This window comes from Sunxiuqinia sp., from assembly GCF_055140945.1.
This window is the reverse complement of the sequence record NZ_JBSQYS010000045.1, coordinates 1-24,040: the sequence shown is the minus strand read 5'-3', so window position 1 is coordinate 24,040 and position 24,040 is coordinate 1. Positions and strand designations below refer to the sequence as shown.

24 protein-coding genes and 1 riboswitch are annotated in these 24,040 nt (G+C 39.3%); of the genes, 5 read left to right on the top strand and 19 right to left on the bottom strand.

Features of this window, described 5'->3' with window-relative positions:
- Nucleotides 1–4 precede the first annotated feature (4 nt).
- From ACTB00_RS17050 to ACTB00_RS17020, 7 genes are all read right to left on the bottom strand, one after another.
- A complete protein-coding gene (locus tag ACTB00_RS17050; protein ID WP_463301118.1) occupies nt 5–802 on the bottom strand; it encodes a GTP 3',8-cyclase MoaA in 798 nt (265 codons plus the stop codon).
- Nucleotides 786–1,976, bottom strand: a complete 1,191-nt coding sequence (locus ACTB00_RS17045; protein ID WP_463301117.1) for a molybdopterin molybdotransferase MoeA — start codon at nt 1,974–1,976, stop codon at nt 786–788. The genes ACTB00_RS17050 and ACTB00_RS17045 overlap by 17 nt, the downstream gene beginning before the upstream one ends.
- Nucleotides 1,958–2,497, bottom strand: a complete 540-nt coding sequence (locus ACTB00_RS17040; RefSeq protein ID WP_463301116.1) for a hypothetical protein — start codon at nt 2,495–2,497, stop codon at nt 1,958–1,960. Before ACTB00_RS17040 ends, ACTB00_RS17045 begins: the two co-directional genes overlap by 19 nt.
- A 61-nt stretch (nt 2,498–2,558) precedes the next feature.
- Nucleotides 2,559–2,699: riboswitch (molybdenum cofactor riboswitch) on the bottom strand.
- A gap of 124 nt (nt 2,700–2,823) precedes the next feature.
- Nucleotides 2,824–3,396: a nicotinate (nicotinamide) nucleotide adenylyltransferase gene (nadD, locus tag ACTB00_RS17035; protein WP_463301115.1), complete on the bottom strand. Its 573-nt coding sequence runs from the start codon at nt 3,394–3,396 to the stop codon at nt 2,824–2,826.
- A gap of 2 nt (nt 3,397–3,398) precedes the next feature.
- Nucleotides 3,399–3,974: a guanylate kinase gene (gmk, locus tag ACTB00_RS17030; RefSeq protein WP_463301114.1), complete on the bottom strand. Its 576-nt coding sequence runs from the start codon at nt 3,972–3,974 to the stop codon at nt 3,399–3,401.
- A 41-nt stretch (nt 3,975–4,015) separates the two neighbouring features.
- Nucleotides 4,016–4,891: a YicC/YloC family endoribonuclease gene (locus ACTB00_RS17025; RefSeq protein ID WP_463301113.1), complete on the bottom strand. Its 876-nt coding sequence runs from the start codon at nt 4,889–4,891 to the stop codon at nt 4,016–4,018.
- Between the two features lie 104 nt (nt 4,892–4,995).
- Complete coding sequence (locus ACTB00_RS17020; protein ID WP_463301112.1) at nt 4,996–5,943, bottom strand: diacylglycerol/lipid kinase family protein; 948 nt, start codon at nt 5,941–5,943, stop codon at nt 4,996–4,998.
- Nucleotides 5,944–6,010: 67 nt separating this feature from the next.
- Between ACTB00_RS17020 and ACTB00_RS17015 the strand changes: the two genes are divergently transcribed.
- Nucleotides 6,011–7,183, top strand: coding sequence for an App1 family protein (locus tag ACTB00_RS17015; RefSeq protein ID WP_463301111.1), 1,173 nt, complete (start codon nt 6,011–6,013; stop codon nt 7,181–7,183).
- Between the two features lie 39 nt (nt 7,184–7,222).
- On the opposite strand, the gene ACTB00_RS17010 is transcribed toward ACTB00_RS17015, so the two are convergent.
- The 3 genes from ACTB00_RS17010 to ACTB00_RS17000 form a co-directional block, all read right to left on the bottom strand.
- The gene (locus ACTB00_RS17010) at nt 7,223–7,576 is read right to left on the bottom strand and encodes a hypothetical protein (protein WP_463301110.1); all 354 of its coding nucleotides are present in this window, start codon (nt 7,574–7,576) and stop codon (nt 7,223–7,225) included.
- 189 nt (nt 7,577–7,765) lie between these two features.
- Nucleotides 7,766–8,368, bottom strand: coding sequence for an aminotransferase class IV (locus ACTB00_RS17005; RefSeq protein WP_463301109.1), 603 nt, complete (start codon nt 8,366–8,368; stop codon nt 7,766–7,768).
- Nucleotides 8,361–9,293, bottom strand: a complete 933-nt coding sequence (locus tag ACTB00_RS17000; protein WP_463301108.1) for an aminodeoxychorismate synthase component I — start codon at nt 9,291–9,293, stop codon at nt 8,361–8,363. The genes ACTB00_RS17005 and ACTB00_RS17000 overlap by 8 nt, the downstream gene beginning before the upstream one ends.
- Before the next feature lie 171 nt (nt 9,294–9,464).
- Between ACTB00_RS17000 and ACTB00_RS16995 the strand changes: the two genes are divergently transcribed.
- The 3 genes from ACTB00_RS16995 to ACTB00_RS16985 are packed head-to-tail and all read left to right on the top strand — an operon-like array spanning nt 9,465 to nt 14,372.
- Nucleotides 9,465–10,136, top strand: a complete 672-nt coding sequence (locus ACTB00_RS16995; protein ID WP_463301107.1) for a YggS family pyridoxal phosphate-dependent enzyme — start codon at nt 9,465–9,467, stop codon at nt 10,134–10,136.
- 55 nt (nt 10,137–10,191) lie between these two features.
- Nucleotides 10,192–11,178, top strand: a complete 987-nt coding sequence (locus ACTB00_RS16990; RefSeq protein WP_463301106.1) for a dihydroorotate dehydrogenase-like protein — start codon at nt 10,192–10,194, stop codon at nt 11,176–11,178.
- Between the two features lie 14 nt (nt 11,179–11,192).
- A complete protein-coding gene (locus ACTB00_RS16985) occupies nt 11,193–14,372 on the top strand; it encodes a PKD domain-containing protein (protein ID WP_463301105.1) in 3,180 nt (1,059 codons plus the stop codon).
- Here the strand turns inward: ACTB00_RS16985 and ACTB00_RS16980 are convergent.
- The 3 genes from ACTB00_RS16980 to ACTB00_RS16970 all read right to left on the bottom strand — a co-directional run bounded on the left by ACTB00_RS16980 (nt 14,369) and on the right by ACTB00_RS16970 (nt 17,089).
- The gene (locus tag ACTB00_RS16980) at nt 14,369–15,343 is read right to left on the bottom strand and encodes a PorP/SprF family type IX secretion system membrane protein (protein ID WP_463301104.1); all 975 of its coding nucleotides are present in this window, start codon (nt 15,341–15,343) and stop codon (nt 14,369–14,371) included. The genes ACTB00_RS16985 and ACTB00_RS16980 overlap by 4 nt on opposite strands.
- Before the next feature lie 114 nt (nt 15,344–15,457).
- Entirely contained in the window at nt 15,458–16,429 is a 972-nt protein-coding gene (locus ACTB00_RS16975) for a hypothetical protein (RefSeq protein ID WP_463301103.1), read from the bottom strand.
- Nucleotides 16,430–16,540: 111 nt separating this feature from the next.
- The gene (locus ACTB00_RS16970) at nt 16,541–17,089 is read right to left on the bottom strand and encodes a HEAT repeat domain-containing protein (RefSeq protein ID WP_463301102.1); all 549 of its coding nucleotides are present in this window, start codon (nt 17,087–17,089) and stop codon (nt 16,541–16,543) included.
- 107 nt (nt 17,090–17,196) lie between these two features.
- Between ACTB00_RS16970 and ACTB00_RS16965 the strand changes: the two genes are divergently transcribed.
- A complete protein-coding gene (locus tag ACTB00_RS16965) occupies nt 17,197–18,546 on the top strand; it encodes an MATE family efflux transporter (protein ID WP_463301101.1) in 1,350 nt (449 codons plus the stop codon).
- Nucleotides 18,547–18,818: 272 nt separating this feature from the next.
- On the opposite strand, the gene ACTB00_RS16960 is transcribed toward ACTB00_RS16965, so the two are convergent.
- From ACTB00_RS16960 to ACTB00_RS16935, 6 genes are all read right to left on the bottom strand, one after another.
- Nucleotides 18,819–19,283, bottom strand: coding sequence for a DUF2207 domain-containing protein (locus tag ACTB00_RS16960; protein ID WP_463301100.1), 465 nt, complete (start codon nt 19,281–19,283; stop codon nt 18,819–18,821).
- A 210-nt stretch (nt 19,284–19,493) separates the two neighbouring features.
- A complete protein-coding gene (locus ACTB00_RS16955) occupies nt 19,494–20,537 on the bottom strand; it encodes a PDDEXK nuclease domain-containing protein (RefSeq protein WP_463301099.1) in 1,044 nt (347 codons plus the stop codon).
- A gap of 134 nt (nt 20,538–20,671) precedes the next feature.
- Nucleotides 20,672–20,956, bottom strand: coding sequence for a hypothetical protein (locus ACTB00_RS16950; RefSeq protein WP_463301098.1), 285 nt, complete (start codon nt 20,954–20,956; stop codon nt 20,672–20,674).
- A 171-nt stretch (nt 20,957–21,127) separates the two neighbouring features.
- The gene (locus tag ACTB00_RS16945; protein WP_463301097.1) at nt 21,128–23,209 is read right to left on the bottom strand and encodes a PAS domain-containing hybrid sensor histidine kinase/response regulator; all 2,082 of its coding nucleotides are present in this window, start codon (nt 23,207–23,209) and stop codon (nt 21,128–21,130) included.
- Between the two features lie 18 nt (nt 23,210–23,227).
- On the bottom strand, nt 23,228–23,713 hold the full coding sequence (locus tag ACTB00_RS16940; RefSeq protein WP_463301096.1) for a chemotaxis protein CheD: 486 nt from the start codon (nt 23,711–23,713) through the stop codon (nt 23,228–23,230).
- 91 nt (nt 23,714–23,804) lie between these two features.
- Nucleotides 23,805–24,040: hypothetical protein (locus ACTB00_RS16935; protein ID WP_463301095.1), on the bottom strand; the 236-nt coding region annotated here is incomplete at its 5' end.

The following is a 24,040-nucleotide window of genomic DNA, read 5'->3' as shown; positions in this document are numbered from 1 at the left end:
TTTTTCATCCTCCAATATTGTAGAACTCTCCGGATTGATTATACGTTCCGGATCGTGGCTTATTTCCTATCGCCAAATTGATTGACTGTTCAGCGCCGAGTTTACGGATATTATAGCCTAAATCGCTGAATAGGCATGGTTTTACGTCGCCATTGGCCAGTAGACGAATACGGTTACAACGGCTGCAATTTCCGCCTTCGCCACCTTCAACTTTCGAAAATTCACCGGTTTGCAAGTTCATTTGATGGATGAAACGAAGGTCCAGTTCGTTTTTCTCGCAGTACGATTTTAGTTGCCTGACTTCCTCATCCGGCTCATCCATCAGCACTGCATTGATCTTAATAGGAGTTAATCCGACTTGCTGAGCAGCTTCAATTCCTTTAAATACATTTTTTAGGTTGCCAGAACGGGTGATTTGGCAGTATAGCTCCGTGTTTATCGTATCCAGACTAATGTTGATCCGGTTAAGTCCGGCAGCTTTTAATTCAGCTGCATATTGATCTAAAAGTTGCCCGTTGGTGGTCATCGATAAATCTTCCAGTCCCTCAATTTTTGCAAGCTTTTTTACCAGGTCAACAATTCCTTTTCGAACAAGAGGTTCGCCTCCGGTTAGCCGCACTTTTGTGATTCCGTTTTTAACCGCTAGTCGGGTGAATGCTTCAATCTCTTCAAACGAAAGAATATCATCGTGTTTCATTAATTGAACTCCTTCTGCCGGCATACAGTAGGTGCAGCGGAGATTACATCGGTCGGTTACCGAAATACGCAGGTAATTGATATTTCGTTTAAAGCGGTCGTACATAAACAGTTTCTCCTTTTTGAAGTTCATTGGTGCCGAGCGGAATCGTCATGAAACCAAAAGCTCCATGATAAGCATGAATATGAGCCGATCCGTGATAATCGATTGTGACCGCTTCATTTTGTTCATTGATCATGACGGGCACATATTCTGTTCTGTCAGCCTTCTTTCGTTTATAGTTTTGAGCTAAGGACAAAGGCAAGCTTAGCTTGGTTTCTTCGTAATTCAGCAGTTTGTAAATAAACGGTTTTGCAAAGACTTCAAACTGAATAAATGAGGAAACCGGATTGCCGGGAAGCCCAATAATGTATTTGTTTTGGTTGACCGCAAAGGTGGTGTGTTTGCCCGGTTTCACCGTTAATTGACTAAAAAGAATCTGAAAATTGAGTTCTTCAATAATGGCAGGCACAAAATCGAAATCGCCCACAGAAACGCCTCCAGAGATTAAGGAGACATCATTTTCATCGGTTGATTTTTTGATCGCCTCGTATGTCATTTTACGGTCGTCTTTCACAATGCCATAATAATTAACTTCGAATTGACATGTTTTTGCCTGGATAGCTAATTGGTGGCCATTCGAATTTCGTATTTGAGAAGCTGCAGGTTTCCTTTCCGGCTCAACCAATTCTGATCCGGTAGAGATAATTCCAACTTTGGGTTTACGATATACTCTTGGGGTGACACAACCAACAGCAGCCAATATGGCAATATGCTGCGCGCCAAGTTTTGTTCCGGCATTTAATACCAGCTCACCGGTTTTCAAATCCTCACCAATCAAGCAAATATTACTTCTTGTGTTTTCGCCGGTAAATCGAACGTGATTAGCATCAATCTGTTGGCTTTGTTCAACCATGAAAACGGTATCGGCGCCTTCCGGCACTTCAGCTCCGGTCATAATTTTGGAAGATTGCCCTTCGCCAATTGAGAAGCTGGGGGATTGCCCTGCAGGAATTACTTCGAGCACCTGCAACGATTTTCCCAAATCTTCCTTTTTGCAGGCGTAGCCATCCATCGCCGATTTGTTGAATGGTGGCATATCGACATCGGAATAAACCGGCTCAGCCAAAATGCGTCCGGCGGATTTTGTAAAGTCGATTAATTCGGAGTCGATCGTTTGCGCATTTTCAAAAGCTATTCGAAGCGCATCATCCAGGCTTATTAGTTCATGATTTTCCATTCGGTATCAAAATTTAATTGTTCGGGTTGCAGATTAAATGATTTTCCATCGGATTGCACGACAAAGTCAGCGATTTTTAAATGGGCTTTCGTGTGCGGCTTGTTTTCAGCATCTTCATTATAAATAAATAGAAACAAGCCGGCGGCAATGTATTTGTGTAATGAGGCCGATTCGATGATGATTGGACTGCTGGCCGATAAAAATGGAAGCAACGCCATAAACGCATCGGGTAAAAATTCATCTTTTGCCTGAATATAAAAAGAGCGAGCTGCCCCATTTTTCAAGTAAAGCGAGCTATCCTTTTCAGTTGTTTTCTCAGTTTCTTCAAACAATTGAAAGCAATTGTATTCTTCAGTAATGAGTTTTAGTCCTTCAGTTTGAGCGTGGAAATGAGAGGAGATTTTCACAGCAATTGGTTTTTGCTCTTTTGTTTTTTGAAGTAAGCGGCATACGAATGTGGTTTTCCCCACATTACGGGCTGATCCTGCAATTAAAATGATGTTATTCCACTCATGAACCATAAAAAATTCCCCTTTCCAAATTAGCGGAAAGGGGAATCTTGAGCAATTTATCTATTCTAATTCAAAGCCAGATTGTTCTCCTTTCCAAAGTCATCCGGCCACTGCCGAAATCGGGAGGCTCAATCGTTTCCAACTGAACCCATCGGTTCGTAAAACCTATGATTGCTCACTTAGTTTTCCGAACTCGGAGTATTGTTGTGTGCAAATATATAAATATCTGCATTTGTGTGAACGTTTGGGGCTAATTTAGAACGATTCCAAAAGCTTGCTCTTAAATTAGCTGTTATCAATAACAAGAAAGAGGGGAGAGTGTTTGATTGTAAAGGCTATTTGTAGAACCCCATTTCATCTATATACTTCCATGTTTTTTGGGGAAGGAAATGGCATACATCTTTACCTTCGGCAATGGCTTTCCTAATAAATGAAGATGAAATCTCCATTACCGGAGCTTCAATAAAATGAATATGAGGATGTTTTCGCAGGGATTCTTTATTAACCCCGGGGCGAGGATAAACCAAGAGGTGATAGTCAGACAGGATCAACTCTGCATTTTTCCATTTGTCAATATAGACCAAATTATCAGCTCCCATAATCAGATAAAACTCATTTTTCGGATGTTTCTCTTTCAAATAGGTTAGGGTGTCAATGGTGTATGAGGGGATGGGTAGTTTAAACTCAATTGATGAAGCTCTAAAGCGGTCATCATCTTCAATTGCCAGGTTTACCATTTCCAGTCGCTGGTAATTGTCGAGCAATTTTTTCTTGGTTTTAAAAGGGCTTTGCGGACTGATAACAAACCACAATTGATCAACGTCAGAAAACTCCACCAGGTAGTTGGCAATGGCTAAATGTCCAATGTGAATAGGATTGTATGTTCCGAAATACAGTCCGACCTTCATAACTAGTTTTGGTGATTAATAAATTCGGTAACTAATTTCTCGGCGTTTGCCAATGTCTTCTGAAGCTCTTCGCTTAACAAGATAATATCAAATTGTGGTGCGAAGGTCAATTCGTATTCCGCTTTTTGTACCCGCTTGTCAATCACTTCAGCCGAATCGGTAGAACGTCCTTCTAAGCGCTTTCGTAACTCTTCAATCGAAGGTGGTTGGATGAAAATCGCTAAAGCATCGTCGCTATAATATTTTTTGATGTTGATGCCGCCCACAACGTCCACATCAAAAATGACGTGGTTTCCTTTGTTGCGAATACGCTCAACTTCGTCTTTCAGTGTTCCGTAGCAAGTTCCCTTGTATACTTCTTCCCACTCCAGAAACTCGTTGTTGTCCACTTTCTGCATAAATTCGTCCGGGCTTAAAAAATAGTAGTCCTTGCCATTTGTTTCGGTATGACGTGGTGCCCGGCTGGTAGCTGAAATGGAGAACTCTAAACCGAAATTTTGCTGAAGTAAATGTTTTACAACGGTCGTTTTTCCGGCTCCTGAGGGTGCTGAGAATATGATTAACTTTCCTTTTTTCATGATCAAAAAATCAATTCACTATTCGTTTAAACGAAAAAAAATTACAATACGTTCAACATCTGCTCTTTGATTCGCTCCAGTGAATCTTTCATTTGAACTACGATTCGCTGAATATTACTTTCGTTGGCTTTACTTCCTAATGTATTGATTTCGCGGCCAATTTCTTGTGCGATAAACCCAAGTTTCTTTCCAGCAACTTCGCTGCTTTCCATGGTTTCCAGAAAATACTCACAATGGTTGGCTAACCGGACTTTTTCTTCATTGATGTCCAGTTTTTCCATGTAGTAAATCAGCTCCTGCTCGAAACGGTTTTTATCCACATTGCCGTTGAGAGCAATTTCATTTAAGCCATCGGTAATTCGGGTTTTAATATTCTCCAACCGTTGTTTTTCGAACGGTTCAACTTGTTTTAGTAAATCCAAAATTTCGTTGACATTGGAACGGATATCTTTTTCGAGGGCAATGCCTTCCTGACAGCGGAACTGATCAACAGCTTCGATCACTTTTAGCAGATTGGCATGAATGGTTTCCCATTCTTTTTCGTCTAGTTCTTCGTAAACCGTTTTTACAGCATCGGGTAATCGTAAAATAGATTGCATGACCTCAGGAGTAACCGGTAATCCAATTTTTTCCTGAATTGAACTCAGTTGTTGAAAATAGGCAGTAACGATATTTTCATTAATCACTGAATTGCTTTCAGTTCCGAGGTTTTCAAGATAAAGGGAAAAATCCATTTTGCCTCGCACCAGCTTCTCGTTCATTTCCTTTCGGATAACGATGTCTTTTTCGCGATAAAGTGCGGGAATTCGGGAGTTAATATCCAGTTGTTTGCTGTTCAACGTTTTTAACTCAACAGTGATTTTTTTATTTCCGGTTTCAAATTCGGCCTTTCCGTAGCCCGTCATCGATTTGATCATGCAGTAATTTTTAGTTGGCCCCAAAGTTACTATTTTAAAAGGAGTTCATTGATATTTGCCGGGAAGTTTTTAAACGGCACAGAACCAAGAGTGTGCTTGTCAGTTCAATTCTTGTCGAACAGCGAATCCAGTTTTCTGGAAAATATCGATTGAGTCTCTTGATCGGGAACCAATATTTGTAATGCATGAGGAATTATTTCCACGCTTATTTCTTCTATTCGTCCAATTAGCTCCCCATCAATTTGAAGTTCCTTTTTTTTGTAATTTCTGATGGATGCTTTTTCGCAACTGTAACTATCGACGTAATCCAACTCATGGATTGTTCGTGAAAAGAAGGGAATGATCATATGGAATAGATGCCAGGCCGAGTAGGGTCTGATCAGTATAATTTCAAATTTTCCGTCATCGATAATTCCTTTGGGATTGATTACCGCTCCTGTTCCATATTTGGAGGCATTGGCAAGGACAATCATATGTGCTTTACGAATGATTTTTTCACCATCAATATGCATCAGGTATTTGTTTGGTTTTGAGGCGAAAAGCTCTTTAAGAAAATGCTTCGCATAGCCGATAAAACCTCTGGTGTCATCGTGTTCAAAACGTTTGATGATTTGGGCATTTAAACCAATGTCACTCAGGTGAAATGAGATGTGTTGGTCGTTGATTCTCAGTGCATCGATAGCTTTTTTCTTGCTACTGGTAACGACCATTAAAGCCTGATCAATATTTTTTGGAATTCCTAATTCAGTGGCCATGCCATTTGCGGAACCTAGTGGTAATATAGCGATTGGAATATCTTTATTGAGCATGACTTCCCCAACAAGCTTGAACGTCCCGTCTCCACCCACCGAAACCACCCGGTCAGGTGAGTATTCATCAAGTACAGTTGTAATTTTCTCAGCATCATTTTCACCTGTTGTGTAGAAAATATCGTATTTAGAATGCTTATCTTCAAAAAAGGTCTGAATCTTTTGTTTGAGGTGATTTTTATCAATGTCGCCGGATATTGGGTTGATAACGAATAGAATTTTCTGGTTCTGGCTTGTTTCCATGTTTGGCATATCTTATGCATATTTTAATAGGGAAAGCTATAAAACTTATGCCAAAAATTATGACTTTATGGTAAAGGGAGTAAAACCGTTCATCTATTTTAAGCGAAAGACTAAGAGCATCTCCAAGCGAATAAAGCTTTATTTAAAGCATCGTTTGGGTTGGCTAGGAGTTCCTGTAATTGTTGCCTACCGGGGGTTTGGAAATAGTAGTCAGTTGTTTGTGAATGGATACGTTACCGAAGATAAGGGATTGGCGAAACCTCTGGAAACCAACTCGGTTTGGATGAATATGCTTAGCATGTTTAAACGATATTCCAGTGATGAGATTCCCGGAGTGGATGTCAAAATAGAAATTGATGAAAAATTTCATCAGGTGACTACCGAAGACAATGGCCTTTTTAAAACCTCTTTTACGAATAGTTCGCATGCAATACGCTCGAATTCAGAGTGGTTGCCGTATGTGGCAACACTGCACTCGGATATCACTGGAGAAGATCGAGAGGTGAGTGCAAAAGGCGAATTATTTATTCCCGGGAACGATTTAGATTTTGGAGTCATTTCAGATATTGACGACACCATTTTGATTAGTCATGCGACACAAACACTGCGCAAGCTTAGACTAATGTTATGGCGAAATGCCAGGACACGAAAACCCTTCCCGGGGGTAGCCGCATTTTATAGGGCTTTGCATTCGGGGGATAATGGAAAAAAAGCCAATCCTTTTTTCTATGTGTCGAGCAGCGAGTGGAATTTGTACGATTTGCTGGAAGACTTCTGTCGTTTCAATAATTTTCCGAAAGGGGTCTTTCTGTTGCGAGAGTTGAAAATAAATATTTTGAAATTTTGGAAATCGGGAGGTGGAAATCACGAGCATAAATATGAAAAAATAAAAATGCTTTTTGAAACCTATCCAACTATGTCTTTCATTCTGATTGGCGATAATGGCCAGCACGATCCGGAAATCTATAACCGAATAACATCAGAATTCCCCAATCGGGTAAAAGCCATTTATATCCGGACAATTAAGAAAAAAAGAATCAACGAACGGTTAAACGGAGTTATTGAAGGATTGAGGAAATTAAATGTTCCTATGATTTTGGCTGAAGATACAGTAGATGCAGCCAGGCACGCGGCTCAATGTCGTTATATTTCATCAGCTGATATCGATCAAATTATTCTTGATAGCAAAGAGGACTTGGCAAAGGCAGGGGCACCTTTAATGAAGAAAGGATCATCCTAGACCGGATCATCCTTCCCCATATCTTTTTACGTTTACAAGCTAATCATCGTCATCATCATCACCATCCGAACTATCTTCAATGTTCTCGGCAATGTAATCCAACTCGGCATATTTGTCCTCAAAGTCGATGCGCGACTCATCTTTTAGCGAACCGTCATCATCATAGTCATCATCATCGCTAATGATATCTTCGGCCTGCTGAACCGTCATTCGTACCAGATAGTATTTTTCGTCCGTTTCAAATGGGAGCGCACTAACAAGCATCCCATCCTTATTGGTGAAGGTGATTAAGTGCTGGCTGAACCCCTCAGGATGCACCAACTTTATTTGCTCTTGGATCCGATTCTCTAACTTCTCAAAATCTTTGATAACTCTTGGTTTGCTGTCAGCCATGGTTTTATCCTCCTTATCTTTTGTTCCTTAAACAGGCGATTACTATCCGATTTTTTTACATCTAATACTGCCGAAAAATACAAAATTGAATGAATAAAAAAATAGGTTGGATAGCATTCCTGAGACTTTTTTTAGACTTCAAGTGAGAAAATTGAAAGGATTTATGCGTTGGTGGACTGTAATCGGTTGTTATTTAGACTGTACCGGGCTTTTGATTTGAGAAGCTTTTAATCGAGGCATGTTCTCCAAATCATAAAAAACATTGATCACTCCAATTTCTTCAAAAGTAAAAAGCATTTCTTCTGTTATTCGGACTGCTTTGATTTTTGCTTCGGCAAGCAATTTTTCGCGTTGTGTTCCTTGTAAAAGAGGCTGGTCTGGAGTTAACCAATTGTGTCCATCAAAAAACACCAGATTGCCAATAAAGCAGTCGGTAACTAGCCCTTTTTTGATTATGATGATTTCGTCGGCATCTTTCCGCTGATCAAATAGCAGCTGTAATCTTGTACGGTCAGCATATTTATATGGATAGTTGATCAAGTCATCCAGAACAGCTTGCATGGAGTTGATTTTTCTGTTTTGGTGCGGAATAAATTCGATCTGATTAATCTGTTCCCCATATAACACACGGCATCGGAAAATGCCTGTTTGGTTTGCTTCCGGAATCTTAATAATTTCAGCTAAATCTTGTTCTGGCAGATTGAATAACTCCCGGCGGGCTTTGTTAAAGCGCCGGTTATGGAACGGCAGATTGGCGAATCGACCGTTTTCAAGTTTTATGGTTTCAAGCAAAAGGCACATATACTTTTTTGACTAGTTCTTCGTATTCCTGCTCGCAGTTACTCTGAAAAGTAATTCCGCCGCCACTCTTAAATGTTAGCTTATTATTTTCTTGTTCAAGATAACGAATTAAGACACAGCTGTCGAGGTTTGAGCCATCAAAAACACCAAATATACCGGTATAATAGCCACGATCGTATTTTTCAGCATCCTTAATGATTTCAACTGTTTTCTTCTTTGGCGCTCCACTCACTGATCCGGCGGGCAGCAAATTACCGATGATGCTTCCGATATTTTCACAATAGTTATCAGGTAGTTCCCCTGTAATTTGAGAACTCATTTGCAGCAGCTCGTTGCGATTGGACTTAATGTGATCCAGATAACGATATTTCTTCACCTGAACATGGTCGGCAACCATGCTTAAATCATTCCGGATCAAGTCAACAATTGTATTGTGTTCAGCCAATTCCTTCGTATTGTTTTTAAGGATGAAAGCCGCATTCTCTAGTGTTGCATCGATGGTTCCTTTCATTGGGAAGGATGATATTTTACCATCTTCGATGCGGATAAAGATTTCAGGAGAAAAGCATACAAACTGATCTTTCAGCATCACTTTGTATGGCGAATGACTGATGCTGAAAATTTCATCCAAGGTATGGTTGGTTTCAATATCGCTTGGCATGGTCAGGTTGAGCAAGTAGCTATCGCCATTGTGTAAGTGCTTTTGAACAAGCTCGAACGCTTTTTGGTAGCGCCCATAATAAACAGGATGCACCTTCCATTTTAAATCTTTCGCTTTCTGTTTCTTTGTTGTGAAATTCGCATGTTTGGGAGTTTGCCACAGGATATTCGTTCTGCTTTCTTCCCAATTCCAAATCAATGGTTTTTGAAAATCAAAATCAATGAGGAAAACAAAGGGTGTTTTTGATTTTCCCAATTCATTCATTTTGAAAATAGTATGTTTTTTAGCTTCCTGCATGAAGGATGCAAAGATAGAAAAATGATGTGCATTCCAAGCTGGGTGGCTTTTGCTTCAGCGTGAAAAAACTACGATTTTGCATGCTCATGTTGTGCTGCTTTTGTAGATTTGTGGTTCAATTTTATTGTTATGGGAATCGTTGATAATTTTAAGCATATCAATGCTGGTCTGAAAGAAGGAGTGAAACTGGTTGCTGTTTCAAAAACAAAGCCCAATGAAGATATTCTTGAGGCCTATGAAGCTGGTTGCCGGATTTTTGGGGAGAATAAAGTTCAGGAGTTAACAAGCAAGTATGAAGAACTTCCGAAGGATATTGAATGGCATTTTATCGGTCACCTTCAATCGAATAAAGTCAAGTACATCGCTCCGTTTATCGGTTTGATTCACGGTGTCGATAGTTTAAAATTGTTGAAAGTGCTCAACAAGGAAGGACGTAAAAACGATCGCGTAATTTCGTGCCTCTTGCAGTTTCACATTGCTGAAGAACAAAGCAAGTTTGGATTAGACTATCAGGAAGCTGCGGATATTTTAACTAATCCGGCTTTTGCAGATTTGCAATTTGTTGAAATTCGAGGAGTGATGGGCATGGCAACCTACACCGATGATTTGAACCAGGTGCGGAAAGAATTTCAAACCTTAAAGGGCATTTTCGACAGATTGAAAGAAGCGTATTTTCAAAATCAAAGCTCGTTTGCCGAGATATCAATGGGAATGTCGGGCGACTATCAATTGGCTATAAAAGAGGGTAGTACAATGGTTCGCGTTGGCAGCAAAATTTTTGGTGAACGTCTATACCATTAAATAACATATCTTTGGCACTATTTTTTTAATATATTCGGAACAAAAAAACGACAGAATGGCAAATTTGGAAACCACATACATGGGGTTGAAGTTGAAAAACCCCGTAATCGTAGCCAGTTCAGGCTTAACAAACTCAGTTGAAAAGATTAAAGAATTGGAGAAGGCAGGTGCCGGAGCCGTCATTGTAAAATCGCTTTTCGAAGAGCAAATTAGTGGCGAAGTAAGCCATCTAATCAAAAAAGACCCGCAAAACTCCTATCCCGAAGCTGAAGATTATATTCGCAATTATACCCGCGATAATTCTGTATCTGCGCACTTAAATTTGGTAAAGGATGCAAAAAAGGAGGTCAGTATCCCGATCATTGCCAGTATCAATTGCGTGTCGGCAAAAGAGTGGACGAGTTTTGCAAAGGACTTTGAGCAGGCCGGCGCCGATGCGTTGGAACTGAACTTATTTGTGGTTCCTACTAGTCGCTTGCAGAATGGATCTGAAGTAGAGCAGCTATACATTGATGTGTTGAGCAAGGTAAAAAAGGAAGTCAGCATTCCGGTTTCAGTGAAAATTGGTTTCTACTTTTCGAATTTGGTTTCTATGACCGAAAAGCTGATGGCCAACGGAGCTTCGGCTGTAACCATGTTTAATCGCTTTTACGAACCTGATATCAACCTCGAGAAGCTTGAGCTTTCTTCATCAGAAGTATTTAGTTCACCGGCAGATATTCGTCGCTCATTGCGTTGGGTCGGATTAGTTAGTGCAGCATTGCCGAAGCTGGAGATTGCAGCTTCAACAGGAATTCACGATGGTGCTGCTGTTGCCAAACAATTGCTGGCTGGTGCTCAGGTAACCCAAATTTGTTCAGTTGTTTATATCGAAGGAGCACAGGTTATTAATGGAATTCTAACCGATTTGGAATCCTTTATGGATAAGTGGAATTTTGAAACCATCGATGCTTTTAGAGGTCGATTATCTTATGCAAAAATTGAGGATCCACTGATGTACGAACGGTCACAATTCATGAAATATTTTTCGAGCAGGAGTTAGCCGGATATCTGCTCATGAAAACGACGATACTAACCTTTACCTTTCTTCTCTTTCTATCAGTTGCCTGTGCGCAGACCGACGTGTTACAAATCCAATCCGTAAATTCTGATGCGATTGATTATTGTACGGGAGTTGTCAAGCTAGGTAATCATGTTAGTATTCAAGGGCCTGTCATCGAAGGAGGTCTGAAAATCTCAATTTCAAATTATCAGGCGGAAGAGGATCTGTTAAGCTTGCAGGAAACACCGAAAATTAAAGCGAGTTGGGATGGTGCAACAGGCACCTTGATTCTTTCGGGAAATGCAGCAGCGTCAGAATACCAGGATGCGGTTCAAAATATTGAATACACCAATCTGCTTGCTTCGCCTACGAATGGAACTCGCAGGATTTCGATTACCTTAAAAGATGTTGATTATTTGCCTGAAACAGAGCATTTTTACAAATACATTAGACACCGGGGAATTAGTTGGACTGAAGCAAAAAAAGAAGCCGAAGAGATGAATTACTACGGACTTCATGGTTATCTGGTTACGATTCTTTCCAGAATTGAAAATGATTTTGTTTGGACAAAAGTAAAAGGGGTAGGCTGGATTGGAGCAAGCGACGAGGAGGTTGAAGGTGATTGGAAATGGATGACCGGACCGGATGCCGGAACCTTGTTTTGGCGCGGAACTTATAACGGTGGATCTCGAGTCGATGGCAGATTTTCTTTTTGGAGCAATGGTGAGCCTAATAATTCATACGCCAATCTCAATGGAGGGCTTGGAGAGGATTATGCGCATATCAATCAGAATCCCAGTCAGCCAAGTAAATCGTGGAACGATCTGAGAAATGAAGGGGACGGCTCTTCGTCTGAGTATTATTATCCTCAAGGTTATATCGTTGAATTTGGAGGTATGCAAAATGATCCAGAGGTGAGTTTATCGGCCGTATTGGATATCAATGTTTGGAATATTGATTTTGATGATAAACAAGACATTACAATTTGCCAGAATCAGGAAATCCGGTTAAATCATGAGTTTGCCGGGGATTATGAATGGACTCCGACGACAGGATTGGATGATCCATACATGTCAAATCCGTTGGCTTCTCCAATGGACACAACAATTTATAAAGTGGTTTCGAGAAATGGGACTTGTGTTGATTCGGCTGTTTTCAAGGTGAATGTAAAACCCAGTCCTAAGCTGGATTTAGGAGGTGACCAAAATATCTGTGAAGGGAGTACAATTAAATTGGATGCCGGGAGTCATGATTTTTATGAGTGGAGCACCGGCGATGATCAGCAATCCATCAGGGTTACAGAAACAGGAAACTATAAAGTGCGAGTGGGAAATAACTTTGGTTGTTTTACCAGTGAAGAAGTCGCAATTACGTTTCATCCCTATCCGGTAATTGATTTGGCTGACACTGATACCTTGTTTTGTGATCAAAAGACGGGCGAAGTCAAAGTAGAAGTTGACCATGGCAATATAGAATGGCAACCGATCTCGTCTGGCTTAAGTTTTGGTTCGTTAAATTCAGCTCAGTCAGTAGCGGAGGTAGCAAACTATGGCACATATAAAACGAAAGTAAGCGTCGAAAGCGACTACGGCTGTACCACAAATGATTCTTTGAACCTAAGCTTTTACAATATTCCAACAAGTGAATTTAGTATTGATGATACCGAATGTTATGGCTACAACTTGAAGGTAATGTACGAAGGAGATGGCGCTCAAGAGTCAACGTATAACTGGTTCTTTCTCGACTCCGTTTATGCATCGGGAGTTGGAATAACCGATTTAACAGTTGCTTTAGGTTTTGAAAGTCAGGATAAACGAGATTTAGGTTTGCTGGTAAACGAAGGAGGTTGCTTGAGTGATACAACCTGGAGTCACATTAATGTGATTCCAAACTTGAATATTGTTGTTGGGGATGATGAAGGCTGTGAGCCTTTTTTAGTTGACTTTTCAGCGGAAACTACCGAACCCGTTTCTGAGTTTTACTGGGATTATGGAGATGGTGAAGTGGGTCGTGGACAAATTTCAACTTATAGGTATGCAGAAGATGGCACTTACGATGTTGGCTTGCGAATAGTTTCAAATGAAGGGTGTGAGAATTACGGTTTAATTGAGGAGTTGATTAAAGTCAGGCCGGTCCCGTCTGTTGAAACAAATCTTGATCCTGATTCTTGTTTTGGTCATAAAATTGAAGTTTGGTACATGGGATCTGCCAATCCACAAGACACCTATCATTGGGGTTTATCTAGCTTAGATTCGAATGAAATACCGGAAGATCCGGGAACAGGACAGGGGCCTTTTGAAGTAAGTTTAAAAAATAAGCCGGAATCCACTATTTCATTGCAAATTACAACCGAGTTTGGCTGCGAGAGTGAGGAGAAGGAGTTTTCATTTAAACGTAAACCCTGGATTCAGCTAGTGGTTGATCCGTTAGAAGGTTGCCCACCTTTGGATGTTTCTTTTCAGGCACTGCCTTTGGATTCGGTGGATGCACTGACCTATTCGTGGAACTTTGATCAGGGAAATGGATATCAACCAGCCGCTGATCAGCTGATGAATACGTTTAGTACGCCAGATCACGAGTTTAATATTTCAGCTATAGCAAAGTCATCGGTAACCAACTGTGTAGGTACGGCTTGGTTGGATACAGTAGTGCGGGTTTTCCCTAAGCCAACCGCTTCCTTTCGGGCAGATACAACTGAAGTTAGTATCGTGAGACCGAATTTTGAGTTTGAAAACCGCAGTGAAAATGCTCAGAATTATTATTGGGATTTTGGCGATAGCATCGGCTATTCGACCGATTTCGCGCCAACTTACAGTTTCGATGAAATGGGATGGTTTGACGTGGAGCTGATTGCCGAAAATGAATTTCTGTGCACGGATACTGCCTATCAGGAAGTGCTGGTTGCTTTCGACAGGATATTTCCTCCCAACGCATTTAGTCCCAATAGCAGCAATGCTTTAAATCAACAGTTTTTATTAGCTCCCGAAGGTATTTTAGAAGCCGGCTATCACTTGCAGATTTTTAATCGCTGGGGAGAACGTATTTTTGAAGTACAAAATGTTTTTGAAGGATGGGACGGGAAAACAAAAAACGGGCAGAATGCTCCGACCGGAGTTTACACCTGGGTGGTTGCGTATCAGGATTTTTTAAACAGAATTCATCAACAAAGTGGGACGGTAACCTTGGTGTATTAAAGAGAAGGAATGAGTAACGCTTTACGGCTATTGTGTGCTTCTCCGAAGAAAAAAGTGAGCGAAAACTCATGGGAACCGCTGGAGTAATTGGCAAGCTTTGATAACGTATAGTCGTAACTATAACCAATTTTAAATTGGTTTTTCATCACTCCAAGCATCAGAATCACGGCATCAGGATGAACGCCTATATTCTGACGATACCACACTCCCCCGGATAGGGATTTCTCTAAAATATACATGCCCAGATTGATTTGTGAGAACGCCCCTTGTTGTTGGAAAATAAGATTGGGCGACAGTGTAAATTCGCGAGATAAAAGCCCCCTGTGAAGTTTGTGCGTACGCGAACCAGCGTGAAATGTAAACTTCATGGGAAGTTTTCCTTTTTGGTCACCTTCAAGGATTGATTCATTTGGTTGAGTTAAATGAGATAGGCTAAATCCAAAGAAGAATGAATCGTATTGTCCCAATGTGCCAAATCCAAAATCAGGGTAGATGATGCTTGAATTTTCAGGTTGTTCCTGCCCTCCGGGGAAAGTATGTCCGGTCAGCTGATCAATCATATCAGGGAAAATGAGTCGACCATAATCCAGTTTTTTATAGGCCAGGCCAGCCTGCAGGCCGACATCAAAAAACAGACGTTCACTAACCTTAATATGGTGCGAATAGAAAAACGACCCGGATGAAGTTTGAACGAGTCCGTTGAGTTCGGTACTTTGATGAAACTGTACTCCTAAACCACCATTCAGTTTTTTGAAATATTGATCGTAGGACAGACTGTAATTAACAAAGGTATTTCCTTTTTGAGGCCATTGATTGCGATAGTTCATAATTACTCGTGGTAGTGCCGAAGTTCCCGCGAAACCCGGGTTTAAGTAGATTGGGTTGGCATAAAATTGAGAGTATTCAGCATCCTGTCCCCGGGCAAGGGAAAACAGGCTGAGCAATAGAATTAAAAATGAAGCCTTTTTCACGTGCGATTAGTCCTGGTTTATCGGTTGGCCTGTAAAAGTAATATTAAAGTTTGAAGATTGTAGAATAGAAATCGAAGGCTGTTTTAAAACACCTGTGTTTTGGTTTTTAAGCCTTTATAAGTTCCGGATGATACCGGGTATCGGAATCCCATATCGCTTAAGTTCCGGGAAAATAACCCGAAGGCTGATGCTGTGCATAAAGGCACCAAATTCTCCGCTGTCGTTAAGGATGGATGCCAGGTAATTCACTTTAAAGTATTCGAAATCGATACCCGTGTTAATCGAAAAACGGGTGTTCCCTGAGTCAAGGTTTGGTAAAAACCCAACGCCCAGTTCAAATTTCTTTCGCTGTACAGTTACTCCGGTAAATAACTGCTTGGTTTCGTTGCCAACATGAATCACCAAACGTGGCCGGATCATGTAGGCTTTAGATAGTAAATCACGATGCTTGTAGGTAAAAATCTTCTCGGCATGAATTATCAGATCGTAGGCTTCAACATCAAATTTATCCTCGTATGGATTTTTGAAAAAGGATCGCCTGTACTTTGCAGATAGTCCAACACTTCCATGATAGTCTGTTAGTAGAATACCTCCGCCAACAACAAATTCGGATGACCTGTAAAGAGAAGTTCCCGGAGCATAGGCTGTGTATTCTCGGGTGTCGATTAAATTATCAAGGTGAAATAAGCTGTACTCTTTTAAGGGTTGATGAAAGCCAATGGTTACTGATGGAATTAGAAAGGTCTCGTGCCCCTTGGGAAGGTATTTCGCAGCAGCGATTTCAAAAAATGGAACAAATATATTTTGAGTATAGTCCATTTGAGCTCCACCGATGAAGCCAAGTCCTAACGAACGCTTTTTATAAAAAAAGTCATGACTCAGGTATCTTAAGTATGATTTCGTATCTATTCTTCGGGTGCTAACCGGCGATATGATTAATCGATCTCCTTTTGTGGCTCCCACGTATGAGGGATTCAACAAAATCGGAATGTGATATTGCTGAATATCGGCAAATTCCTGTGAATGAACCGGCCTGCAGGTAAGCAAGAATAAAAGTAAAACAATTGAGAGCCTGAATATAATCACGTTTTGTTCGGTTTTTGTTGATGGATGTTTAGCAATACAACATATTTTAAAACGAACAGTTCTTTCAATCGTATCGGATTTCCCGTTAATTCTTTCTTAAGTTTCTCTTCTTTAAAATGTTTGCGGTTCAATCCCGCGTTCAAAAGCAGGCAGAAAGTCCAGTAAATCGTGCATCAGTTGTTTTTGTTGATCATCGGCTTCCAACATCGCTCTCTTTAGCTTTTCACTTTCCTTATCGGCAATTGCTTTTGAAATTTTACCCGACATATTCGTAATAACGGTGTACGCTTCAAAAGCAATCTCTAAATCATTTTCAATAACAAGATCAACAAACAAGGAAAGATGCTGGCTGTAATCCAGACCGTTTTCCCAACAGGCACTAACCAACTGTTGTCGTTCGTTGGCATACTTTTTATCTTTGATAGCGTCAATGATTAGGGGGATTGCATCACTTTGTTTTAACTCAGCCAACAACCGAAAAACGCGCGATTTGATCTCCGGATTGTCTGAAGCATGCAACAAGTCGATCAAGATAGGAACATAGCCTGCATGGCCCTTCTCCTTCAATTCCGAAATCGCTTCGATCGCGGTGTCCGTATTCTCCGAATTTAACCGATTTAAGGTTGTTTTGTCTATTTTATTTGGGTTTTCTGTGGTCATAACAATTGTATTTTGAGTGCAAATTTAGTATTTCTCAAAGAATAATGGGAACGGTTTGTTGCCCGGTTTATTGAATCGAATACTTACATTTGTGCTCAATTTTTTTTATGGATAGAACAAAAGAGTTGGGCGAGGGGCATATTCCTCGGTTAATGTTAAAATATTTTATTCCAGCATTTATCGGAGTTTTTGTAAATGCGCTTTATAATATTGTCGACCGTATTTTTATTGGCCAGGGAGTTAGTGCTGTCGCATTGAGTGCGGTTTCTGTCATCTTTCCGGTTATGCTGATTATGATTGCATTCGGAATGCTGATTGGTATTGGTGCCGGTGTGTTGGTCTCAATCAATATGGGACGACGCGATATGGACCGGGCAGAGCGGGTGTTGGGGAATAGCTTTCTGATGATGATTCTGGCTTCCGGCTTAATCTCATTGATCGGCTTTCTGATAAAAGCACCCATGCTGAAGATGTTTGGCGCTACAGCAGAAACAGTCGGGTTTGCAAACGACTATCTGAATATCATTTTAGTTGGAGTTATTTTTCAGGTCGTTGGGTTTTCATTGAACAACGTGATCCGAAGTGAGGGAAACGCCAAAATAGCCATGTATTCGATGATATTGAGTGCTGGCCTAAACATTATTTTAGACCCCATATTTATTTTTGTTTTTGACCTTGGAGTAAAAGGAGCTGCTTATGCTACGGTAATCTCAATGATGTCGCTATCCGTTTGGGTGCTGCTTCATTTTCACAGTAAGCGTTCGGTTGTTAAGTTGAGGGCGAAATATATCCGGTTGGATCCGGAGATTATGAAGGAGATTCTATTGATTGGCATGGCTCCGTTTTTTATGCAAACAGCCAACTCCGCGGTGCAAGCGCTTATTAACACAAGGCTTATTCAGTTTGGAGGCGACTTGGCTGTTGGGGCGATGGGAATTGTGAATTCAGTTGTTACGCTGATCATCATGTCCGTTGTAGCCATTAATATGGCCTCGCAACCAATTATCGGGTTTAATTTTGGAGCACAGTCCGGCGGTCGGGTAAAAGAGACCTTGCGAATTGCGATGATTTCAGCCACCGTCATTTCCGTCATTTCTTTTATTGCTGTTGAGTCGATGCCCGGTTTTATTGTTCGTTTCTTTAATGACTCGGATCCACAGCTTTTGAGCTTGGGAAGGCAGGGGCTGAGACTCGGACTTTTGGCTTTGCCGGTTGTTGGATTTCAGGTTGTAGTCGGGAATTTCTTCCAATCGGTTGGGAAAGCTAAAATAGCCACTCTGTTAACTTTACTTCGTCAGGTGATTGTGCTTATTCCACTCCTTTTTATCCTTCCAACGTATTTCGGGTTAACAGGGATATGGATTTCAATGCCAATTGCTGATACTTGCTCCGCTTTAATTGTGACTTTTTTTATTAGCCGTGAGTGGCGGAAAATTGATCAGACTGCTACAAGGTAAAACAGACTCCTGTTTCTAGTGGGCAAGGCACCGATTACAAATAGGTGTCAGCTGGGGGATTAGGTGCTATTAGTCGGATAAAAGTTGACTGCATCATAAAAGCCGTATGAATTTAGAGGTTCACTCTCCCCACGCTGTCGCACGATTGTACTGTGTGACAGAGAAACAAAACTACGCGAAAGGATTCGCGCGGGAGCAGGGGCTCTGGATTGTAGTTCAACCAGTCATCAAAGCTGGGCACTACGTGCCGCTTAAAGCCCTATTTATTTTGCTTAGTATTTTATCTCCAAGTCAAGTTGTCTTCCTGATTCAACTGCTTTTTTGTCCATGCCAGAGCCTACCGCCATACCAATAACCATTCCGATAGGTAATCCTATTCCAAGTAATCCCATATTCCCTATACTTGTTCCAAAAGCAACTCCAAGAGGAATTCCAAATGCAGCCATCCCAACTGCCAACCAAGTATTTCGATAGTGATTTTTCGTCACAAGTTTAAGCTCCTTTTCAATCAATTTAAGAATACCTGATTGAGTCTTTCTTATTTGTTTTCTCAATTCTTTTTCTGGTTCCGAAAATGAGTTTATTTGGTCAATTCCAGTATTAATATACTTTACAATTTCTTCTGGAAGTTCCTTTTTTTTCAATTCCGTTAAAAGTTTGTCGAATTGAGCATAAGCACTAATAAGCTTTTTATTCTGGTCAATGCTTGGTTTTTTTTTCAGTTCTTCTATTTCCATCTGTCTATTTTATATTAAGCACAATACGTGTTACCAACTGGGTTTAGTTCTCTCCTTTCATATAACTACTTCATTTTCAATTTTAATACTGTCCCGATTTTGTTTTCCGGGTCGGCAAAAAAGCGATGGAAAACAGGCAAGCTCTTTTGCAATTTTTGGTCTCAGCGTTGGCTTGTGCGAATTGCAAATGTGCTTGGCTGTGTGCGCTGGCTATTTTAACTTGTTCATTTGTAATCTTTTTCTTTCTATTTCAATAACTTTATGTAATTTCTTTTGCAGCAATTCTTTTGAAGGTAACTCAACCAAATATTCAGCTACTCTAATTCCAGATTCTTCAAGTTGCAATAATTCAATTTGCTCTTTTGAACCTTCTGCACAAAGAATTAATCCAATTGGTGTGTTTTCTCCTTTTTCCGTTTCGTATTTTTCAAGGTAGCGAAGGTATAATTCCATTTGACCTTTGTATTGTGCTTTAAACCTGTCCAGTTTCAAATCAATCGCTACAAGTCGTTTTAATTTTCGGTGATAAAACAATAAATCGAGTTTAAAACTATCTCCGTCAATTAACATTCTTTTCTGACGTTCTACGAAAGTGAAGCCTTGTCCTAATTCTAAGATGAATTTTTCAAGCTCTCTTAAAATTGCATCTTCTAAAGATTTTTCGCTGTAGTTGTCTTCGAGTCCAAGAAAATTCAGAAAATATGGGTCACGAAAAACAAGGTCTGGGCTAAGTTTGTTTTCTTCACTTAGCTCTTTGAGTTCCTTTCTTATCAATTCTTCGGGCTTTTTCGAGATTGCGGTTCTTTCAAATAGCATCGAATCGATTTTCTCGTCTAATGTGCGAGTATTCCAGTTTTCAATTCTGGTCATCTGAATATAAAACTCGCGTTTCAATTCATCATTTAAATACATTACCGTACGAAAATGTGTCCAGCTTAATTGTCTACTCAATGCGTAGATAATTTCTTTGTTTGGAAAAGTCTCCGCAAAGCGTAGACAATGTCGAAGATGTTGTGTACTCCAACCTTTTCCATATTCTTGTGTCAATTCCTGCGAAAGCGTTTTTACAACTTCTTTTCCATATTCAGCTCGTTTGTTTTCAAGAATTTCATTATTTATGCGTTTCCCGATATTCCAGTAAAGTACCGTAGTTGCGGCGTTAACGGCGATTGCAACAGTTTGCCTTGCTTCTTCAATCAGTTGTTTGATTTCGGGAAACAGATTATTGACATTTTGTGGTTTCTTGCTCATCATTCAAAAATAGTAATATCATTATTTTTAGTTCATTTAAGGGAAGAAATTCTATTTGCAATAAATATTTTAAGTCTGGTTTTACTTAAATACATTAATCATTTTTTTATCGACATCCCATTAACTTTTAAACGATTTTAAAATGGTAAATCATCAAATTTATTATCCGATAAATCAGGTTCATTATTATTTGATTTGTCGCACAAGTCATCTGAATCTTTATCACTACTTATTAACCAATATTCTCCATTTCGAAGGTGGTCAATGTCAGTGGCATTTTTTTCATAAAATTCATCTTCTGGTATTCCATCTATCACATATATCTTTCGGAATTTCATCTTACCACCGACAAAATAGGACTCCCTTATGTAATTTCGTCCTTTGTGGTCTTTGTGAATTTTTATTTTCTTTTTTTTCTTCAATTATCCTTAATTTTATTCGGCACGGAGCCAATATGTTTATTCAGAATTTCTTTTTTACGTCAAATCGTCGAAGACGAATTGGCGGTGTTGCAACAGCGAGCCACAGCCCAAAAACCGCTGAAACCCGCATTACATTTACATTTATTATAGCCATGTGCTTTGTTTTTGAGTCTAATAGGTAATGAATTTTTTATAATTTTTGAAGTGGTTTTGGATTAATAGTTCTAAGTCGCATTTTCTTATTGGTTTAGAAATGTAGTCATTACAACCTGCTGCAATTGATTTTTCTCTGTCACCTGAAAGAGCAAAAGCAGTTTGTGCAATAATGATTATTTTTTGATTAAACTCTCTTATTTGTCTTGTAGCTTCGTAGCCGTTAATAAATGGCATTTGAATGTCCATTAGTACCAAATCAAAGTCGGGATTATTCTTGCATGCCTCAATGGCTTCTTTTCCTGTTTTTACAGTTATAATTTCGTTAGCGAAGTCTTTAACTGAAATTGCAAGTAGTTGGTTTGATGTTTCATCATCATCAGCTATTACAATTTTAAGATTTTTAATCAGATTTTGCTCTACCTTATTGGAATCAGAACTTGGAATTTCTGTTATATTTCCATTACTATATGGTACTGTAAAATAGAAGGTTGAACCAACATTCACTTCGCTTTCCAACCATGTTTCACCTTTTAGCAATTCAACATAAGCCCTAGTGATGGCTAAACCGAGACCTGCTCCCTGATGAGCCATTTTATCTTCAATATCAGCTTGTATAAAACGTTCAAAGATGGCAGCCTGTCTATCTTTTGGTATTCCAATTCCCGTATCTTTTACAAAAAAAACAATCTCAGTTTTTGATTTATTCAAATTATATCCAAACTCAATAGTACCTTTTCCAGTGTATTTTATTGAATTTTTAATTAAATTAATAAGGATACAATTTAATTTTTCATGGTCTGTTGTAATTACAGCATGGTTATTTTGTAAACTCTTTGTGAGTTTTAAATCAATTTTCTTTAGTTCGGCTTCAGGTCTGAAAAAATTAAAACATTCTTCAAGCATTTCATTTATATCAACACTTGAATTGTATATGTTCATTATCCCGGATTCTATTTTAGAAATATCTATGATTTCGTTTATGATGTTAAGCATCCTTGCGCCACTTTTTTCAATAATTTGAATGTATTGTAGTTGATTTTCACTCTTTAAATTGGGCTCTTTTAATAATCCGGCAAAACCCAAAATTCCATTCATAGGTGTTCGGATTTCATGGCTCATATTTGCGAGGAAGGCAGATTTTAACCGGTCGGATTCAGTTGCCTTTTTATTGGCAATTGACAGTTGTTCGTTTTGAATTTCAATTTGCTTCGATTTTTCAAGAAGTTTTTGGTAAGTATCTATTTGCTTCAATTCACTTGCTTTAAGTTGCTGATTACTGGCATTTAACTGTTGGTTAGCTGCATGCAATTGTTGGTTTGCAGCTTTTAATTCAACTTCTGCAAGTTTGCGGATTGATATTTCATTTTTTAGTTCAGATGAACGTTCATCCACCAATTTTTCCAGTTGCTCGTGGTATATCAATAATTCATTCTCCATTTGCTTACTTTCTGTAATATCACGCTCGGTGCTAACTGCTCCAATCAATTGCCCATTTTCATCCTCTAATCTTGTAACAACAATCCATACATCTAAAACTTTTCCCTCTTTTGAAATGCGTTTTGTTTCTATTGATTCTATTTGCTCATTATTTCTTAATCTATCTATAATATCAACTGCAATAAATTCAAATTCTTCATGCACTAAATCAAGCCATTTCATTTTTAATGCTTCTTCTTCACTGTAACCATACATTTTTGTAGCTCCTGCATTCCATGAGGTAATATTTCCGTCCAAATCCCGAATTATGATGGCATCGTTTGAAACGGCGATTACAGTTGCTAATCGTAAAAGTTCGCGTGTTTGAATTAATAATTTCTGGTTAGCGGCTTTAAGTTGCACTTCACTTGCTTGCAGCTGCTGATTGCTTGCTTCAAGTTGCTGATTAGTGGTTTTGAGGTGCTGTTCATTTGCCAGAAGTTGCTGATTTATTGCATCAAGTTGCTGGTTAGCAGCTTTAAGTTGAAGTTCATTTGCTTGCAATTGCTGATTACTTGCGTCAAGTTTCAGGTTTGCTGCCTTTATTTTATCCTCATTGTTCTCATATTGAATGAAAACATCTTCGAGGTAAGCTAACACTTTTTTGCTTTTTGCTTTCATTTTTTTTCTTATAAAATGTCATATAAAACAACTTAACAGTTTATTATTTTCGCTACCAATTGAATGATAAACGTTACCGGTTTTAGTATCAAATAAAACGCTTCTTCTTTCGGTTCCTCCAACTGATTTCGCTTTTATTTTAATGTTTTTCTCATTTAAAATTTTTAAAACCGAATTTATATTTGCCTGACAAATCTTATCATCTTTTCGTTTAAGTACGTTGGAGCCACCCACCACACACACTTCAATATTTTCTATGTCTGCGCCAAGACTAATCATTCTTTCTATCATTTCTTCAATTGCATTTTGCGCGTATCTTGTTTTCGGTGTCTTACTTTTTTCAGGTGAAACGCCTGGTAACATTACATGTGCCATTGCACCTACCAATAATTTTTTGTCATAACTTGCAATAACAACACATGAGCCGATTGCTGAAGATTTAAAAATTATTTTTTCTTTTGAAGCTTTTACTTCACCTGAAAGTACATGAATAATCTCCTTCATTTTAACTTCATTTGTCAATTTTTATGTTTTATAATAATTTGTAAATTTACATTAATAAGTAACTGATTGTCAATAGCACCTGTCTTTTTTTTTAGCATTGGCTATAACGTGCCGCAATATAGTGTCGGCGGGGACTTTGGAACGCGTTTTTGTCCACCGTTGAAAATGCCGGAACGGAGACTGGTCGCCGGATGCCGAACGAATCACCCCGCTGCACTATATTGCTTGTTGAACTAAATCCGCCATTCGGCGGACAGCTGAAACCAAAGTTATTGAATGTTTGTAAATTGATGTCATGTTTAACAAATAAATATTGATCATCATGAA